12 protein-coding genes and 1 pseudogene are annotated in these 17,031 nt (G+C 75.0%); 6 read left to right on the top strand and 7 right to left on the bottom strand.

Going from position 1 to position 17,031, the window contains the following annotated elements; genetic code table 11:
- Window positions 1-98: 98 nt before the first annotated feature.
- The 4 genes from NPS70_RS02230 to NPS70_RS28660 all read right to left on the bottom strand — a co-directional run bounded on the left by NPS70_RS02230 (window position 99) and on the right by NPS70_RS28660 (window position 2,909).
- Window positions 99-998, bottom strand: coding sequence for an endo alpha-1,4 polygalactosaminidase (locus NPS70_RS02230; protein ID WP_256522032.1), 900 nt, complete (start codon window positions 996-998; stop codon window positions 99-101).
- A complete protein-coding gene (locus NPS70_RS02225) occupies window positions 998-1,660 on the bottom strand; it encodes a TetR/AcrR family transcriptional regulator (RefSeq protein ID WP_256522031.1) in 663 nt (220 codons plus the stop codon). Before NPS70_RS02225 ends, NPS70_RS02230 begins: the two co-directional genes overlap by 1 nt.
- Before the next feature lie 118 nt (window positions 1,661-1,778).
- Window positions 1,779-2,279, bottom strand: coding sequence for a nitroreductase family deazaflavin-dependent oxidoreductase (locus NPS70_RS02220; RefSeq protein WP_256522030.1), 501 nt, complete (start codon window positions 2,277-2,279; stop codon window positions 1,779-1,781).
- Window positions 2,280-2,324: 45 nt separating this feature from the next.
- Window positions 2,325-2,909, bottom strand: a complete 585-nt coding sequence (locus NPS70_RS28660; RefSeq protein ID WP_256522029.1) for a TetR/AcrR family transcriptional regulator — start codon at window positions 2,907-2,909, stop codon at window positions 2,325-2,327.
- A 463-nt stretch (window positions 2,910-3,372) separates the two neighbouring features.
- Here NPS70_RS28660 and NPS70_RS02210 point away from each other — a divergent pair, with 463 nt between their 5' ends.
- On the top strand, window positions 3,373-4,998 hold the full coding sequence (locus NPS70_RS02210; protein ID WP_256522219.1) for a hypothetical protein: 1,626 nt from the start codon (window positions 3,373-3,375) through the stop codon (window positions 4,996-4,998).
- 463 nt (window positions 4,999-5,461) lie between these two features.
- Here NPS70_RS02210 and NPS70_RS02205 read toward each other — a convergent pair whose 3' ends face one another.
- The 3 genes and pseudogenes from NPS70_RS02205 to NPS70_RS02195 all read right to left on the bottom strand — a co-directional run.
- A complete protein-coding gene (locus tag NPS70_RS02205; RefSeq protein ID WP_256522028.1) occupies window positions 5,462-6,019 on the bottom strand; it encodes an XRE family transcriptional regulator in 558 nt (185 codons plus the stop codon).
- A 12-nt stretch (window positions 6,020-6,031) separates the two neighbouring features.
- Window positions 6,032-8,272, bottom strand: a complete 2,241-nt coding sequence (locus tag NPS70_RS02200; protein ID WP_256522218.1) for a helix-turn-helix domain-containing protein — start codon at window positions 8,270-8,272, stop codon at window positions 6,032-6,034.
- Window positions 8,273-8,449: 177 nt separating this feature from the next.
- A pseudogene (locus NPS70_RS02195) lies at window positions 8,450-9,103 on the bottom strand (phytanoyl-CoA dioxygenase); the annotation flags it as partial.
- Window positions 9,104-9,550: 447 nt separating this feature from the next.
- On the opposite strand from NPS70_RS02195, the gene NPS70_RS02190 reads away from it, so the two are divergent.
- From NPS70_RS02190 to NPS70_RS02170, 5 genes are all read left to right on the top strand, one after another.
- Window positions 9,551-10,066: a hypothetical protein gene (locus NPS70_RS02190; protein WP_256522027.1), complete on the top strand. Its 516-nt coding sequence runs from the start codon at window positions 9,551-9,553 to the stop codon at window positions 10,064-10,066.
- A complete protein-coding gene (locus tag NPS70_RS02185; protein ID WP_256522025.1) occupies window positions 10,036-11,463 on the top strand; it encodes a hypothetical protein in 1,428 nt (475 codons plus the stop codon). The genes NPS70_RS02190 and NPS70_RS02185 overlap by 31 nt, the downstream gene beginning before the upstream one ends.
- A complete protein-coding gene (locus NPS70_RS02180; protein WP_256522024.1) occupies window positions 11,460-12,842 on the top strand; it encodes a VWA domain-containing protein in 1,383 nt (460 codons plus the stop codon). Before NPS70_RS02185 ends, NPS70_RS02180 begins: the two co-directional genes overlap by 4 nt.
- Window positions 12,843-12,924: 82 nt before the next feature.
- The gene (locus tag NPS70_RS02175; protein ID WP_256522023.1) at window positions 12,925-14,049 is read left to right on the top strand and encodes an AAA family ATPase; all 1,125 of its coding nucleotides are present in this window, start codon (window positions 12,925-12,927) and stop codon (window positions 14,047-14,049) included.
- Window positions 14,046-16,856: a DUF5682 family protein gene (locus tag NPS70_RS02170; protein WP_256522022.1), complete on the top strand. Its 2,811-nt coding sequence runs from the start codon at window positions 14,046-14,048 to the stop codon at window positions 16,854-16,856. The genes NPS70_RS02175 and NPS70_RS02170 overlap by 4 nt, the downstream gene beginning before the upstream one ends.
- Window positions 16,857-17,031: the final 175 nt, after the last annotated feature.

Raw genomic sequence — 17,031 nt, 5'->3', positions numbered from 1 at the left:
CCTCGCGGCGTGCCCGGCGCCCGGCGGGCGTCCGGACCTCCCTGCGCCCGCCGGTCCGGTGCCGCCCCGGCTGCGGCCCTGCCGGGCGGGCCCGCCTCTCAGCAGGTGCGGTGCACGTGCCCGGGGCTTCCCGCGGGCCGCACCTCCCGGTCCCGCAGCGTCACGGACAGCGGTGCCCCGCCCCGGCTCCGGCAGGCGTTCTCGAAGTCCCGCGCCCGGTACTCGACGTCGAACACCCGGCCCTCGTAGGCCTCCTGGTACGCCGCGCACTCGTCGTAGCGCCCGCACTCCTCGGCCACCGCGAAGTCGAAGCCCATCCGGCCCCGGGCCCCGAGGAGCTCGGCGCCGTTCTTCTGCGCGATCGCCAGCCCGCGGGCGTGCGCCCGCTCGCTCAGCAGACGGGCGAAGGCGACGGCGTGGTCCTCGGTGAGCAGGCCGTCCGACCGGGTGTACGAGTCCAGGTTGTCGGGCTCGACGGCGTCGTAGCCGTCCTCGGCGCAGCCGTCGATCCAGGGGCCGATCACCTTCATCAGGGCGCTGCGGCGGGCCTCGGTGGAGATGTCGAGCAGCGGCTCCTCCCAGTCCTCGTCCACGACCAGGGCCCCGCGGCCGTCCCGCAGCAGCAGCTGCGGGTGGTGGGTGCGCCACCAGTCCACCTCGTCACCCGGCTGCGCCTGGAAGGCGTTGACGTAGCAGACGTTGTAGAGGCCCGCGGCCGGTTCCGCGCTGCGGTCCCGGGCCACGGCGCTGACCGCGCCCGGCGGGGCGTAGGGCCCCCCGATCTGGTAGTCGAAGACGGTGCCGGGCTCGGGGGGCCGCACGCCCCCGGAAGCCCCCGGTCCGGGTGCGCTCGGGTGCGGTTCCCGCTCCCCGCCGCCGGAGCAGGCCGCCGTGAACAGCAGCAGGGCGGCGGTCGCCGCGGCCGCCGCGGCGCGGGCCGCCCGGCCTGCCGAGAGCCGTCCGCGCGGGTGCGGGCCCGCGGCCCGCGGCCCGCGCATCAGGCGCCGTCCCCGTGCGCGGCCGGGGCCCCCGGGGTCTCCGCGAGTGCGCGGACCTCGGACTCGGCCCGCTCGGCCGGAACCCCGACGGCCATCAGGGCCGTCACGGCCGTGGCCCGGCCGTCGTCCTTCCAGGCCCCGCGGCCCACGCTCTCCAGCAGGGACAGGGTGAGGGCCTCCAGCGCGGCGGCGAGCACCGGCGCGGGCACCCGGGTGAGGAACAGGCCCGCCGCCTGGCCCCGGGCCAGGACCGCGCCCGTGGCCTCCCGGGCCGGGGCGAGCACCTCGGCGATCCGCTCATGGCCCAGATCACGGCGGGCGAGGGAGATGAGCATGCGGTAGCGGTCGCCGACCGGCCAGATGGTGAGCACGAAGCGCGCGAGGGCGCGGTCGGCAGCCTCCCCGGGGCCGCCGGCCGCACCGGCCGCGCGGACGGCCGCCGCCAGCGACCGGGCCGCTTCCTCCGCCAGCGCGTCGAGCAGGGCCGTCCGCCCGGGGAAGTGCCCGTAGACGGTCCGCCGCACGACTCCCGCGGCGCGGGCGATCTCCTCCAGGGTGGTGTCCGGATGGAAGGCCAGCTCCTGGCGGGCCGCGGCCAGGATCCGGGCGCGGTTGGAACGGGAGTTGCGGCGCTGCGGCTCGCGGGCGGCGGGCTTCGTCACGGGGATACCTCGTCGGGACCGTCGGGCCGGGTGTTCCGCCGACCATGGTCGCACGGCCCGGCATCCCGCGCGGGCGCACGCGGCCCGCCTCCCGGCCCGGGGAGCCTTCCGCCGGGCGCTATGCGCCGCCGGGTGACGGGCGCAGGGCGATCAGCGGCACGCCCCCGCGGCGGTCCGCACCCAGTGCCTCGAAGTCGGCCGGGGTGCGCGGCGCGTGGCCGACGGACCGCATCAGGCGCCCGGCCAGGCGCGGATGCCGGCGGGCGTAGTCGGCGAGGGCCCTGCCGGACTCCTCCGGCGGCAGCGGGACGGCGGTGCCCCGGCGGGTACGGCGCCCCACCTGGTAGCGCACCTCCGGCGTCGCCAGGATGTTGCGCAGCCACTGCGAGCGCTCGCCGTAACCGGAGGCGATCAGGTAGCAGCCCGGTTCCGGGAGCCGGTCGACCACTTCCAGCACCACCTGGCGGGGCCGGCCGGAAACCCGTCCGGTGTGCGTCAGCAGCACCATGCGCTGTCCCAGCAGGCCCCCCAGCCCGATGCGGTAGAGCCCGATCGGCGCGCGCAGCGCCAGGCGCCGGAGCCCCTTTCCGGGCGGTCCCCCTCTGAGCGGATTGAGCATGGTCGTCCTCTCCTTCCTCTTCTGCGGTGTGCCGGTGCGGACCCGTCAGCCGCGTGGTGGCACCAGCAGGGTGACGAGCGGTTCGACGAGAGGGCCCAGTTCGACCTCCGGGTCGAACAGCCACTGCAGGACGCACCCCTCGATCGCTCCGACGAGCACGGTGGCGTGGGCGGACGGTGCGACCGCCGGTGCGCCGGCACGTCCGTCGCACTCCTCCAGCAGCCCGGTGACCGCCGCCCGGTACTCCCGGTAGAAGCCGGCCATGTCGATCCAGGTCGGCCGGCGCGCCCCCGCGGACCACACGTCGAGCAGCACCCGGGCGAGGTCGCGTTCGCGCTCCAGCAGCTCCATCGCCGAGCGCACCAGGAACGCGAGCCGCTCCGCGGCGCCGCCCGGTCGGCGCCCGACGTCGGCGAGCAGTGCGCCGGAGCGGTCCGCGAGCCCGTCGAAGGCGGCGCGCAGCAGCTCCTCACGGCTGCCGAAGGAGAGGTAGACGCTGCCTTTGGCCACGCCGGCCTCGCGGGCGACGTCCTCGATCCTGCTGGCGGCGTAGCCCTGTCGGGCGAACACCCGCACCGCGGCGTCGAGGACCTGCTCCCGCCGGGCCTCGCGATCCACCTGCCTGGGCACCCGTGATCCCTCCGTAGATGACTGACTGGTCGGTCATTATTGCAGATCCCCGTGGCGGACCCCCGGCCGGCCGGCCCGCGGGCCCGGGCGGCCGTCCCGGACCGGCCGTCCGGGAGGCTCGCGCCGCCCTGTTCGGCCGGACCGGTGCCACCGGTTCCGAGCCGGGGCCGTCCGGGCGGGTGCGGATGCCCTCCCGATACGGGCGAGCCCTGCCCGACGCGGCAGCGGGCACCGGCTTCGCCCCCTCTCCGCCCGCCGCACACCCTCCTCGCCCGTGCTGTCCGCGCACCACCGCCCGCGCCGCTGCCGGGGCACACCTTCGCGGCGGAGGGCGCCGCCCGCCTTCGCGGGACGGGCGCGTCCGGCCGGAACGGCCGTCTGCCCCCCGTCTGATCGGTCATCATCCCCAGTGATGGAGAAGCACCGAGGTCCCCGGATCAGGGCACGAGCGGAAGGTTCCTACATGGTGGTGGAGGCCGGCACACGGCAGCAGGAGCGCGTCGCAGGACGGGTATGGACGGTGCGCCTGGATCCTGACGGCCGCCCGTCAGCCGGTGCGGTGAAGCTCTCCTGCTCGCGCCCGGCCTGCGCCGACCAGCGCGTCCCCGGCGGCGCCGCCGCGGGGCGCAGGGCCGCGATCGCCCACGTCAACATGCACCTGGCAGGCATCCGGGAGGGAGGCGGGCCGCGCGGCACGGCGTGGTGCGCCTGCCGTGCCGCGGACTGCGCGTGGCACACCCCCGATCCCGTCACCGCGCGGCGCGGGGCGAACCCGCCGGAAGGCGCGGTGCGGTGCGGCGGCCCGGTGGTCCTGGCGGTGCACGCGGACCGGGCCGGAAGGCTGTGGCGGATCGCGGAGCTGTGCGCGCGCTGCGCGGCCGCCACCCCCGACAGCCGGGTCCTGGACACCGCCCAGCCCCCGCCCCGCCCCGCCCCGGCGGAGCCCGGCCGGGAACCGGCGAACCGGGCGACGGCGCAGGAGCCCGCGGTCGGCACGGCCGGGCCCGCGGCACCCGTGTTCTCCGACCAGGCCCCCGCCCGCGACGCCGGTGCGGCAGCTCCGGGCGCCGGGGACGCCCGGCTCCCCGGCGCCCGGAGGGCCACCCCTGCCGCCGCACCCCGGCGGGTGAGGCGGTGGGGGAAGATCGCGCAGCGCACCGTGCCGCACGACCTCGAACCGGACGTGCTCCGGACGGAACTCATCGAACTCGGCGACGCCTTCCGCGCCTACCAGCAGCGCCCCGAACCCGACCTCGCCCTGCTCGCCGAACTCCACGACCGCAAGGCCCGCGCCTTCCGCCTGTGGGCCGACGTCGGCGGTGACGCCTCCCTGCGCCACGAGGCCGTTCGCGCCGAGAAGGCGGCGCAGACCACCCGGGAGATGCACGCCAACCGCGGCGGCCCCCAGCCCGGCGGCGGACCGGTGGTGGAGCGGCTGCTGACCCGGCAGCAGGCCGCCCACGCCCGTGCCGTGCTGGAGTACGTCGCCGCCCACGCCCCGGACCCGCGGGCCGAGGTGCGCCTGGCGGTGCTCATGCTCACCCTGCGCGCCGCGCGCGCCGGTACCGGAAACGTCACCGGTCAGGACCTCTCCGGCTGGCTCTCCGGCAGCGCCGAGGAGGTGCTCGAGCGGTTGGTGGAGGCGGACTGGGTGCGTCTGCCCGGAACCGTCGCGGAGGTCATGGCCTCCCGCCCCGAGGACCCCGCCACCGTCACCGTCCCGGCCCTGCTGCCCGAGCGGACCCGCCCGTTCGGCTTCGGCAAGACCCCCCGGGCGAGAATCTCCGGCTGGGCGCAGAAGGCCGTGGGCGACCGGAAGCTCCGCAAGAAGAAGGCCACGGCCGCCACCCGCCTCCTGGCCCTGTACACGGCTGCCCACGCCCGCGCGGACGGCGGACTCGGACCGGCCGGGGACGGCGGCCTGGACCTGGAGCGGGCCGCCGCGTTCTGCGACCTGCGGCCGGACCGGATCCCCGCACACGTGGACCTGCTGCTCGCCGCCGACTGGCTCGCCGAGGCCGACACCACCGGCGGACGGCTGCACGGGCGACTCGCCGAGCGGACCCTGCCGCTGGGCGGTCTGCTGTAGCAACGGCCCCACCCGGCCGGTGGTCTCGTCCATGCCCCGTCGCCCGATTCACCCGTCGAACGGGTGTGCTTGCACCTGCCGTCGGCGGGTACCGGGCTGCCCGCCGGCGGCACGGAGCGAGGCCGGGTCCCGGCACCGCCCCCTCGGCTCCGCAGCCGCCCGGATCGCCCGTGGAGGCGTTCGGGCGGCGGCCCTGCACGCCCGGCCGGGCGGCCCCGGTGCGACCGCGTGGTCCCTCCGGCTGGCCCCGCCGGAGGGACCACGCAGGCGGAAGGCGATCCCTGTGGATCAGCGTTGCTCCTGCGGGCACCCGGCCGCGTGCCAGGCCGAGTCGGTGGCGGGGCGGAGGGGCCCCGGAAGCGATCGTCGGGTAGCGGCGAGCGGCAGGGCGCCTGCCGCGGCGGCACGTGCCCTGCTTCGTCCCGGTTGCCGCCGCCGAGGCCGTGGGCGGTACGCCGCCCGGCTACAGGTCGAACTCCAGGTGCTCCACATCCGTGAGGCGGACCTCCTCCAGGCTGCCGGCCCGTCGGCCGCCGTCCTGGAAGTAGACCTCCCTGAGCGCTTCGGCGGTGATCTCCCTGAGCACCCGCTCGTCGGCACCCGCGGCCCGGGCGTCGAAGAGGCGTGCCGCGTAGCGCGGGGGCAGGGCGACGGTCAGGTGCCGGATACGGGACTCGTCCGTCGACCCGACGGGCGCGGTGTAGCCCATGCGGGCGCGGGTGTCGACGACGATCCCGTCGGTGGTCGCGGCCTTCCGCCGGGCCCGGGCCCGGATCTGCGGCTGCCACCGCGCCTTCACCTCCCGCTCCAGGCGGGCGGCGAGTTCCGGGCGGGGCGTCCTGATCTGGCCCGTGACATAGCGTTCGACGGTGCGCTGCGAGACCTCCAGCGTCCGGGCGACGGCCCTGGTGCCCTTGAGCTGCTTGACCAGGTAGCGCATCTGCGCACCGGCGCTCTTGGGCGCCGGGCGGGTGAAGGCATTCTGCACCGCGGCGTCCAGGCCGTCCCCGAACAGGCTCATGGTCGCCTTCCCCTACTCTCCGCTGTCGGCGTCGGTGACGGTGCCGTCCTTGATGTACCGGGCGAGGTTGAGTTCCGGCGCGTCGAACCGGTCGCGGACTTCCTCGCCCCACAGCACGCTCTGGCTTCCCTCGTGCTTGACCAGGCCGGGGTTGACGCCGAGCTTGAACCCACCCGGGAGGGGCCTGCCCTCGCGGTAGGGCAGGAAGTCCAGCGGGCTGGTGCCGTTGGCGGCGTAGACGACGCAGTCGGAGAGGACCGCGACCGGGTACTGGCCGGTGAACGCCGCGTGCTTGACGATCTTGCGGTGCAGGTTGATCCGGGTGCGGGAGATGACCGCCGCGCGGATGTCGGGCCGCCACGTCGGGCGGGCGAGGGCGCGCCACGGCTCACCGGGCCGCCAGCCCTCGCCGCGGGGCCGTTCGCGCAGCTTGCCGAGGCCGCCTTTCACCGTGGCCTTGACGGCCGTGGTGACGATCGCGAGTTCCGGGTCGCGGTCCTTGTAGCCGTCCATCGCCGTCAGGAAGTCCGCCGGGGTGAGGTCCGCGCCGACGCCGAGGTCGGCCATCGTGGTGAGGTAGGCGTCGCGCAGCCGCTGGTACCAGCCGTCCAGGTAGCGGCCGTTCTCGTACCGGACGTACGCCTCCAGCGGCGCGACGTCGTAGCCGAGCTCCGCCGCGTAGGCGACGGTGGGCGTGGCGTACCAGGCCGGTCCTTCCGGGCGCTCGCCCTTCGGTGTGAACGGGGAGGGCAGCAGCGAGCCGTCCAGCTCCACCCACTCCTTGCCGGCCCGCACCCTCGACAGGTCGACGTGGGAGAGGTCGACCAGCCAGGAGCCGGGGAGCTTCGGGTCGAACACCGGGTTCCGGACGTGCGTCGCCTCCCCGAGGCCGACGCTCAGCCCGTTCGCGCCCGCGGCGAAGGCCATGTTGACGTCGATGCCGACCAGGTGGCGCAGGGTGCACTCCGCGTCGGTCATCGGCCGCGCCCAGTCGTACGCCTCCTCGAACAGCTTCTCCGCCGGGCCGCGGACGTGGAAGCGGGGCAGGCTCTTGAGGACGGGGTGGCCGTCGGGCACCTCGCACGGCGGCCAGTTCACCGGGTCGATCGGATCCTTGCCCAGCGAGCCGGGGTTGTGCTCGGAGTGCCGCCTGCCGTCGGCGTCCGGCTCGGATGCGCGGGTCGGCGGGTGCAGCGCGGTCATCAGCTCCAGGCCGGTCACGGCCGTCGAGCCGCGCGGCGTCATCACCCGGGAGGCGTACACGCCCAGGACGCGGGCGAGTTCCGCGGGCGGCAGCTCGGCCGCGGAACCCCAGTGCCGGGTGTCCAGCGCCTGCCAGGCCGGGATGCACAGCTGCACGCAGGCCCGCTCCGACCCTTGTGCGGGGCGGTAGATCCGCGCCCACGGCCCCAGCCCGCGCCGCGTCAGCCTCCACTGGGCACGGGTCAGCTGCTTGACGGCCGGGTGGCCCTCGGGCAGGCGCCCGGCGAGCCGCTCCTCCTCCGTGAGCGTCGTGGGCAGGCCGTAGCGCTCCAGCGCGGCACCGGTGAGCACGAGCAGCGGATCGGCGTCCCTGCCCGGCCGGGACAGCCTCGGCTGACCGAGCCTCGCCTCCTTCAGCGTCCACTCCACCAGGGACGGCAGGGACTTGGCGGGCACGTCCAGGACCAGCCCGCCGGCGCAGTACGCCAGCGCCTTCCCGTCCTCGACGTCGACGACCGCCAGCGGCCCGTTCTCGAACCGCGGATCCGTGCCGCCCGCCGGGGTACCGGCCGGGGCCGCCCTCTTCGCGCCCGGACGGCGCGACGCCGGCGACGTCGTCCCGGTGGTGTGCCCCGGACGCGGCGCAGCCTCCTGAGCAGTGCTGCTCCGGGAACCTTCGGGGGCGCCTGCCGCCTCCGGGCCGGGTGCCTCAGGTCCCCGCGGAGCAGGTGCCTGCCCGTGGGCGGCGCCCGTGGCCGCGGTCGGCACGCGCAGGTCCGGGGCGGGGGCCACCTCCTCCGGCGCGGCCGGGTACAGCTCCGCGAGCTGCTTCAGCAGCCGCGCGTACGCCTCGCGCTCCGGCCCGCGCGGCTCGGTCGGCTTCCTCGCGGACTCCCAGCCCGACACCGTGGCCCGGCGCACCTTCAACGCCGCGGCGACTTCTTCCAGCGTCAGACCGTGCGCGGTACGCAGCCGCTTGCGCTCCTCGGGCGGAGGCAGCGGAGAGCGGGACGCGACCAGCGCGTCGACCGCATCGAACAACTCGGACATGCCGTACCTCCCACCGCACCCTATGTCATCGACCGTACGGCTCGCGTCCCTTCCGCGTACGGAATCCGTACGCGGCGTGGCGGGGGAGCGGAACGCGCGCGGTCGGCGCCGAGCGGACCACGGCGGAGGACGCGCGCGCTGCTCAGCGAGAGCCGGTGGCCGGAGCGTCCCGGCCGGGCCCCGGCGGATCGCGACCTCCACGGGGGAGTGGGCGGCGGCCCGGCCCGGTCCCGGTCGAACGGCACGGCGGGCACCAGCGGCGGCTGGGCCGTGAGACGCGGCCGCGCCCCGTGGTGCGGCCGCGCCGCGTGGACGAGGCACGGACGGCACGGGAGGACGTCCCCCGGGGACCAGGACGCCCGCCCCGCCCTCCCCGTACTCCTCCAGCACCCTGGGCGCGTCGAGATGCGAGCCGACCCGGATCCTCCTCGGGGCGTCCTCCTCGCCGGCCTCGCTGAACGGGAACAGCGTCGTCAGGGCCCGGCCCCGGGAGCGCAGATGGGTGAAGTGCCCGCTGTCGCCCTCCGGCAGGCAGCTCCCTCGATGTGCCGGCCCGTGCCGTGCGGCTCCTCCTCGTGCGCGAAGCGCAGCGGGACGGTGCCCGGCGAGTAGCCCGGCTCCCGGCGGCCCGCACCGACGCGCAGCTCGTACGCGCGATGCGGGAAGGGGGAGTTGGGCGCCGGGGCGAAGGGTCCCCGTGCCATGCTGCCCACCCGGTGCGCGGGCCGTGTCCAGGTCGCCGGGTCGTCCGGGTCGCAGCCCGTCGCACTCCACGGCAGCACCGCGCAGTCCGCGGCCACGCGGGGGCGCGACGGCGCCCTCCGCCTTCACGAAGCCGTCGCGGAGGAAGCGGGAGACCGAGGCCGTGTCGTCCGTGGCCCCCTCGTGCGCCGGCGGCGGCCCCGGACACCCGGCCTCCCCCGAACCGCTTCTGCCGGGTCCCCACCGGCGCTTGCTGCTCCTCGGGAACGGCGGCCTCCGGAGGGCGCCCGGTCCTCGTGGCCGGAGGCCACCGGGCGGTCGTCTCCCGCGGGGCCTGCCCGCCCGGCACCGGTCCCGGGCGATCCGTCCGGCCGGGAGCTTTTGGCCCGGGGCCCGCCGGTGGCGGGGGCCGCGCGCAGGAGGGGGGCGCGCTGCCGCTCAGGGCTGCCCCGGCGGCATCCCCGAACGATTGTCGTACCGGTGCTGTGGACGGGCGAGGTCCGTTGTCAGTGGCCGGGGATACCTTCGTTCGTGTTCCGCCGGGGTGGCTGGAACACCCCCTTCTTTGCCCTACGTATGGGAGTTGACGTGTTGTCGGTCTGGGAGAAGTCGAGTACGGCACGGGTGGTGGCGCCTGCGCGGCCGCGGAAGCTGGCCAAGGTGCCGTTCGTCGAACTGGCCGACGGCCGGTTGCAGGGAGTCGTCTCCAGCGGCTCGGACATAGGCCGCGTCTACGTCTCGTCGATCTCCGCCGGGACGTACGCCTTCGCCTGCAGCACCAACAACAACCGCCCGTGCGGCGGTGCCCGGGGCACCTTCTGCAACCACCTCCGCGCCCTGGTCACCGAGGCGGTCCTCCAGTACGGGGCCGAGCGCGTCGCCCGGTACCTGAAGGTCGAGACGGCCCAGGAGCCCGACGCCGCCACCCTCCTCGGGACCATGACCCAGACACGTCCCGCCCAGGGCGACACCTCGGCGGCGGCACCCGTCTTCAGCCGTTTCCTGCGCCACCTGGCCTACCTCGAACTGCCCCCGACCACCGCGCCGCTGCCCGAGATGCAGTGGTTCCCGACGACGAGGGCGGCTGCCTGATGCGCACCGACCTGCTCGGCGAACCGATCGAGGGCCTCGACGAGGCGCTCGCCGCCGTGGACGCCTTCGACGCGGTGCTCACCGACGGTCTGCTGCGGCCCCGTCCCGCCCAGGCCGAGGGGCTCGACCGGCTCGCCGAGGCCGTCGCCGGCACCCCGCTGGCCGCCCGGGTCGCCGAGGCGGCCGGCAAGGCGGCTGCCGGAGCCGCCGGCGAGGAGCACTTCCTCGCCCTGGCCGCCGCCCGTGCCGCGCTGCTCGGCTCCGTCCACGACGCACTCGCCACCCGCGTCGACGAAGCCACCGGCCGCCCCAAGCCCGCAGGGGCACCGGATCGGCAGGAGCCCTCTCCGGAGCCCGCGTCCACCCTGTCGGCCGCGGCGCGCAGCTGGCTGTGCGACCTGGCCCGCAGCGGCTGGCGGGGCCTCGACCACGACCTCGCCGCCGGGGCGGCGCCGGTCGTCTCCGCGATGCTGCCCGACACCCTGCTGCGCCGCCAGGCCGCCCTGCTCGACGGTTTCGCCGCCGAACTGGCCGCGTCCTGCCCCGGCGCGACGCTGGAGCGTGTCCCGGAGCGCCGCTGGGCCGACCTGTGGATGCGGTCCCTGCTGCTGACGCTGCCCGGTGCGGCCCCCGCTCCCGCGACGACGCCGGCCACCGGGCGCCTGCTGCCGCTGGGAGTCGACCTCCAGGAGCACGCCACCGCCGTCCAGGCCCAGGTCCACGCCGTGTTCGAACCGTCGGACGGCGGCGCGCCCCGCCTGGTCCGCGCCGCCGCATCCGCGCCCAAGCCCGACACGGTGGTCGGCGCGGGCCTGTGGCAACTGCTCCGGCCGCATCTGTCCCTTCTCGCCGCCGCGGGGGAGGGACGGGCGATGGAGCTCGACGCCATGCCCCTCACCGACGAGGGCGACCTGCTGTGGGACGAGGCACACGCCCGCCCCGCGGACGAGGCCGACCCCTTCGCCACCGCCCGGGTGGTACTGCCCACCTCGACCGCGGCGGCGACCGCTCCGCTCGACCGGCACCCGGTCCGCATCGCCGTCCCGATCCTGCTGGAGGGGTACGCGGTCCGCGCGGAGGAGGGGGGCCCGACCGAGCTCGAACTCGCCGGACACCGCCTGGCCGTCGACGTGGACCGCCTTCCCGCCGCCGGACCGCTGACCGCCGAGTCGGTCGCCCGGTCCCGTGCCTGCATCGGGCTCCTCCGGTGGGACGCCGGGCGCTTCACCGTCCAGCCTCTCGCAGCGGAGACGGTGGTCCGCAAGAAGGCCGTCGCCGTCCACGCCGGAGCATGGGCGGGGGGCACCGCGGACAAGGCGGGAACGCGGGCCGAGAAGGCCGCCACGGACGCCGTCGCCGGTCTGAGGGAACGAGCCGGAAGGCTGCTGCGCAAATGACGGAGCACTCCACGGAGCACACCGGCCCCCGTCCCGACGGGGCGCCGAGCACACCGGACCCGCACGACAACCGGCGCCAGGTCCTCTACTGGCGCCTGCTGTCCCGGCTCTTCGACCCGGAGGAGCACCAGACGCTGGAGTCCGCCAGTCTCGCCGTCGTCGAGGACATCGGCCTGCCGCCCGCTCTGCTCGACCCCGGCACCTCCGTCGACTCGGTCGTCCAGCGGCATCCGGAGCTGGCCGACGCCTTCGACGGACTGATGACGCCCGAGGCCGAGCCGGACGGCGACCGCGACCGGGCCGCAGAGGTCCGCAGGGCGGCCCTCGCCTCCAAGGTCCTGCTGAACGTGTTCGCCACCGGCTCGGGCACCGTCACCGCCGACCGGCTGGCGCGCTGGCAGTCGGACGCGGGCTGGCTGGAGAGGGCCCTCGGCTGCCGCCCGGGTGCCCTACGGGCCGACCGGGCCGCGGGTGCGGGCAGGGAAGGCGGCCTCGGAGGCGAGCTGGGGTCCATCGAAGCCGACCTGGTGGGCCGCATGCACCTGCGGGAGGTCCTGGCCGACCCGCGGCTGGCCGCGCGCCTGACGCCCAGCATGTCCCTGATCGAGCAGCTGCTCCGGGACAAGGGCAACCTCTCCGGGGTCGCCCTCGCCAACGCCAAGTCCCTCATCCGCCGCTATGTGGACGAGGTGGCCGAGGTCCTGCGCACCCAGGTGGAGAAGGCCACGGCGGGCGAGCTGGACCGCTCGGTCCCGCCCAAGCGCGTCTTCCGCAACCTCGACCTCGACCGCACCATCTGGAAGAACCTCACCAACTGGAGCCCGGAGGAGGAGCGCCTCTACGTCGACCGTCTCTACTACCGGCACACCGTCCGCAGGACGACGCCGCAGCGGCTGATTGTTGTGGTGGACCAGTCCGGTTCCATGGTCGACTCCATGGTCAACTGCACCATCCTCGCCTCGATCTTCGCGGGCCTGCCCAAGGTGGACGTCCACCTGATCGCCTACGACACCCGGGCCATCGACCTCACCCCCTGGGTGAACGACCCCTTCGACGTGCTGCTGCGCACCAAACTGGGCGGCGGCAACGACGGCCCGGTGGCCATGGCCATGGCCCGGCCGAAGATCGCCGAACCGAAGAACACCGTCATGGTCTGGATCTCGGACTTCTACGAGTTCGACCGGTCCCAGCCGCTGTTCGAGGGCATCGAGGCGGTCCACCGCTCCGGCGCGAAGTTCATTCCCGTCGGTTCCGTGACCAGCTCCGGGCGCCAGGAGGTCAACCCCTGGTTCCGGGAGCGGTTCAAGGCCCTCGGCACACCGGTGATCTCCGGCCACATCGACAAGCTCGTCCACGAACTCAAGACCTTCCTCACCTGAGGGGCCGCCCTTGCGGCGGTCCGGCCCGAAACGGGCCCCGCCCACCGCGCCCCGCCCACGCACCCACCCGAAAGGCCCTTCCATGTCCGACCTGCTGCGCGCTCCCGCCGAGATCAAGTACGCCGAGGAGCTCGACTGGCTGGAGTCGATCGACGACGGCCCCAAGCCCTTCTCCTGGCGGCTGTCCCCGAAGATGGTCCGTCTGTTCGTCCTCGGCTCCGAGCGCTCCGACGGCCTCGACCGGGAGATCGCCCAGAAGTGGTTCGGCGACCGCAGCTTCGTCGAGCGCTCCATCGTCACCCTCGCCTCCGACCGCGGACTGCTGCTGATCGGCGACCCCGGTACCGGCAAGAGCTGGCTGGCCGAGCTGCTGTCCGCGGCCATCTGCCGGAACTCCACCCTCGTCGTCCAGGGCACGGCCGGCACCACCGAGGACCACATCAAGTACTCGTGGAACGTGTCGATGGTCATCGCCAAGGGCCAGTCCCGGGAGTCGATGATCCCCTCGCCGATCATGACCGCGATGGAGGGCGGGTCCATCGGCCGCTTCGAGGAGCTCACCCGCTCCACCAGCGACGTCCAGGACGCACTCATCTCCATACTCTCCGAGAAGTACATCTCCGTCCCGGAGCTGGAGAGCGACGGCGGAGGGGACAACATCGTCTTCGCCAAGCCCGGGTTCTCGGTGATCGCCACCGCCAACAGCCGCGACCGCGGCGTCAACGACCTCTCCTCCGCGCTCAAGCGCCGCTTCAACTTCGTCCGCATCCCGGTCGTCACCAACAAGAGGAGCGAGGCGGAGATCGTCCGCTTCCGCACCGAGGAGCTGCTGCGCCGCCACGCGATCGACCTGGACGTTCCGCCCACCCTGCTGGACGTCCTGCTCCAGAGCTTCGCCGACCTGCGTGCCACCTCCGCCGCGGCGGGGAGCGACGACGAGAAGCTGGAGTCCGCGCTCTCCACGGCCGAGCAGATCGGCGTTCTGGAGGACGCCGTGCTGCACAGCACCTTCTTCGGCGAGCGCACCCTGACCGCGCGTACTCTCGCCGCCTCCCTCGTCGGCTCGCTCACCCGCCGGGAGCCGGAGGACCTGGCCATCCTGAACAAGTACCTGCACGGTGTGGTCGAGCCGCGCAGCAAGGAGAAGGGGGGCTCCTGGCCGGAGTTCCTGGAGGGCGGCCGCGACGCGATCGCCACGCTGTCGTGAGCGCCCAGGACCCGACCCCGTTCGGCGCGCTCCGGGAGCAACTGCACCAGGCCGCCGAGGTATTCGCCGGGGGACAGGACGCCCTGGAGGGCATCCTCCTCGGGATGGTCGACGACGTCGACCGCGCGCTGAACGAACCGCTGGAGATCTTCCCGGTCTGCCACCACTCGCCCGCCTCCGCCACGGCCATGGCCCGCCGCCTGCGCGAGAAGCAGCCCAAGGTCGTGTACCTGGAGCTGTGCGAGGACATGGCGCCCCTGCTGAGCGAGCTGCGCAACTGCCGCCTCCCGGTGGCGGTCCAGGCCTTCGCCAGCGAGATCGACGGCTTCCCGGCCGAGTGGGCCCCGCTGTCGGTCGTCGCCCCGATCACCGAGGCATCCGCCGAGTACCAGGCCATCGCCTACGCCCTGGACACCCCCGGTGTCGAACTCGTCCTGGTGGACCGCTCCTCGGACCACGTCTTCCAGTGGGACGCCCGAGGGCAGCAGCCCGAGGAGCCCCGTGAGCAGCGGACGGCCGACGAGGAGGCGGAGGAGGGGCGCCCGGCGGAGGACGGTGCGGCGCTGCACGGCGAGGCCGTCGGCATCGAGATCGGCGACCTGCGGCCCCGCTTCGCCGAACTGGAGGAGCACCTGCTGCGGCACGGCAAGGTGCGCCACTGGTCGGAGTGGTGGCACCAGTACGTGGAGGTGCCGCTCGGCGACGGCGACCACGACACCTACCGCCAGGTGATGTTCCTCGTCGGCAGCCTGTTCCGCCGGCTCGCACCGGGCGACGGCGACCGGGTCCGGGTCGACGAGGACCGCGAGCGGTACATGTGGACGCGGATGCGCCGCCACCTGGCCGCCGGGTCCATCGACCCGGCCGACTGCCTCTACGTCTGCGGCGCCTTCCACGCGGCCAGCCGCGTGGAGGAGTTCGGGGTGGCCGGCTCGGACACCTACCGGATCGCGCCGCCGAGCGGGACCACCTGGCAGCACGGGCTCATCCCCTCCAGCCACGTGGCCATCGAGTCCCAGTTCGGTCTCGCCTCCGGATCGGTCTCCATCGCGGCGACGCAGTGGGCCAAGAACCTCAAGCGCACCCGTGTCAGGCCCTACCGGCTGGCGGGGCAGGCGGGCGCGGCGGGGTCTCGGGCCGGGAAGGGTGCCGCCGTACCGGTTCCCGCCCCGCCGGCACCCTTCGAGGACCGTCTCTCGGGATTCCTGCGCAGACCGCCGGTGATCGACACACTGGACGAGGCCGAACTGCTGGGCTGGTCGGTGGACATCGTCCGGGCGGCCCGCCGCAACGGCTACCTCGCCTCCACCGCGGACGCCATCGCCGTCTTCGAGACCTCCATCCTCCTGGCCGGGATGCGGGACCGGGCCAAGCCCACCCCGTACGACTTCCAGGACGCCGCGGTGACCTGCATCGAGAAGGACGGTGTCCCCGGTCGGCGGGACGTCGCCCGCCTCGTGGAGATCATGATGGGGGGCGACCGGATCGGCCGGGTCGGCTACGACGCCCTGCCCCCGCTCGCCCGCGACGTGTACGACCGCCTCGCCCCGCTCGGCCTGAAGATCGAGCAGCGCGGAGTGAAACGGGCACTGCTGGACCTGGTGGGCAGTCCGGAGCTCCGGCCCTGCTCCGACGCGCTGTGGATGCTGCGCCGCCTGCTGCCGCCGGGGGCGGCCCGTCCGATCATGGGTGAGCGCGGACTCGGCGAACGATCCCTCCAGGAGTCCTGGGACCTGGCTCTGGGCACCCACCAGCGGGCCCTGATCGAGCTGGGGTACGAGGGCGTCAGTATCGAGCAGGTCCTGGAGCAGCGGCTGCGGCGCACCGCCTACGGACCCCGCGCCACCGCGGCCGAGGTCCTGGGCGCGGTCGAGGACGCGGTGCTGTACCTGGGCAGCCGGCGCCTCGCCGACGAGCTGGGCACCCGCGCCCTGGAGGTGCTGGCCGCGGAGCGCAGCGTCGACGGGGCACCGGAGGTGCTGCGCCGGGTGCGTCGGCTGCTGGCCTACTACCGCACCGCGGAACACGGGCTGCCCTCGTGGATCGAGTCCTTCGTCAGGACCGGCTACGCCCACTACTGCACCCTGCTGCCCACCGCCTTCACCGACGAGGACGCCACCGTCCGGCAGGTGGCCGCGATGCTCGGCTTCCTGTTCGGGATGGAGTCCCTGGCGCTCTCGCTCGGCTGCGACCGCTCCCAGCTGGAGCTGGCGGTGGCGCAGTCGCACCCCGACGAGCCGTCCAGGACGGCCCTGCTGTGGGCCGCCCAGGTCCAGCTGGGGACGGTCTCCCGCGAGGAACTGCGCACCCGCTGCGACGACATGCTCGGCAACCCGCTGGTCGTGCCCGCCTTCCCCCGCTACCTCAGCGGTTTCGTCCACGCCCTGGAGCCCGTACCGGCGCTGACGGACCTCGTGGTGGAGGTGGTGTCGAACGCGTTCGGGAGGCTGCCCGACCCGGTCCTGCTGCCGTGGCTGCCGACGCTCATCACCACGCTCAAGGGCGGTGGCGCCGAACTCGCACCGCTGCTGATACGCGAGGCCGGCAGGATCTTCCCCGGGCGCCTGGAGGCACTGGACGCCTGGACTCCGCCGTGGCGTGCCGAGCAGGAGCCTCGTGCGGAACGGCCGGCGCGGGGCGCCGCCGGGGCCGCTCTGCTGGCCGAGCACCCCGCCGCGTGCGACGCCCTGGCGGCACTGCTGGGCTGTGACGGAGGCTGGACCACGCCGCAGGGCGGAGGGGCGGCCCTGGCGGCCCGCCATCCGTCGACGGCCTCCGCGCTGGCGCGGCTGCTCGCCGCCGGATGACCGGGCTTGCCGGGCGGGAGGGGATCGGCCGGCGGTTCCTCCGCTCCCGCCCGGCACCGGCCGCGCCGCCCGGCTGACGGGCTCCGGCCCGGACCTCGGCGGACGTCCCGGTCCGCCCCGATCCATCCGAGCGGCAGCCCCCGGCCCGTACCCTGTCCGCCGCGCTCTCCGGCTG

Source organism: Streptomyces sp. C10-9-1 (genome assembly GCF_024497955.1).
Taxonomy (GTDB): domain Bacteria; phylum Actinomycetota; class Actinomycetes; order Streptomycetales; family Streptomycetaceae; genus Streptomyces; species Streptomyces sanyensis.
Note: the sequence above shows the minus strand (reverse complement) of the source record. Positions and strands in the feature narration are given on the sequence as shown.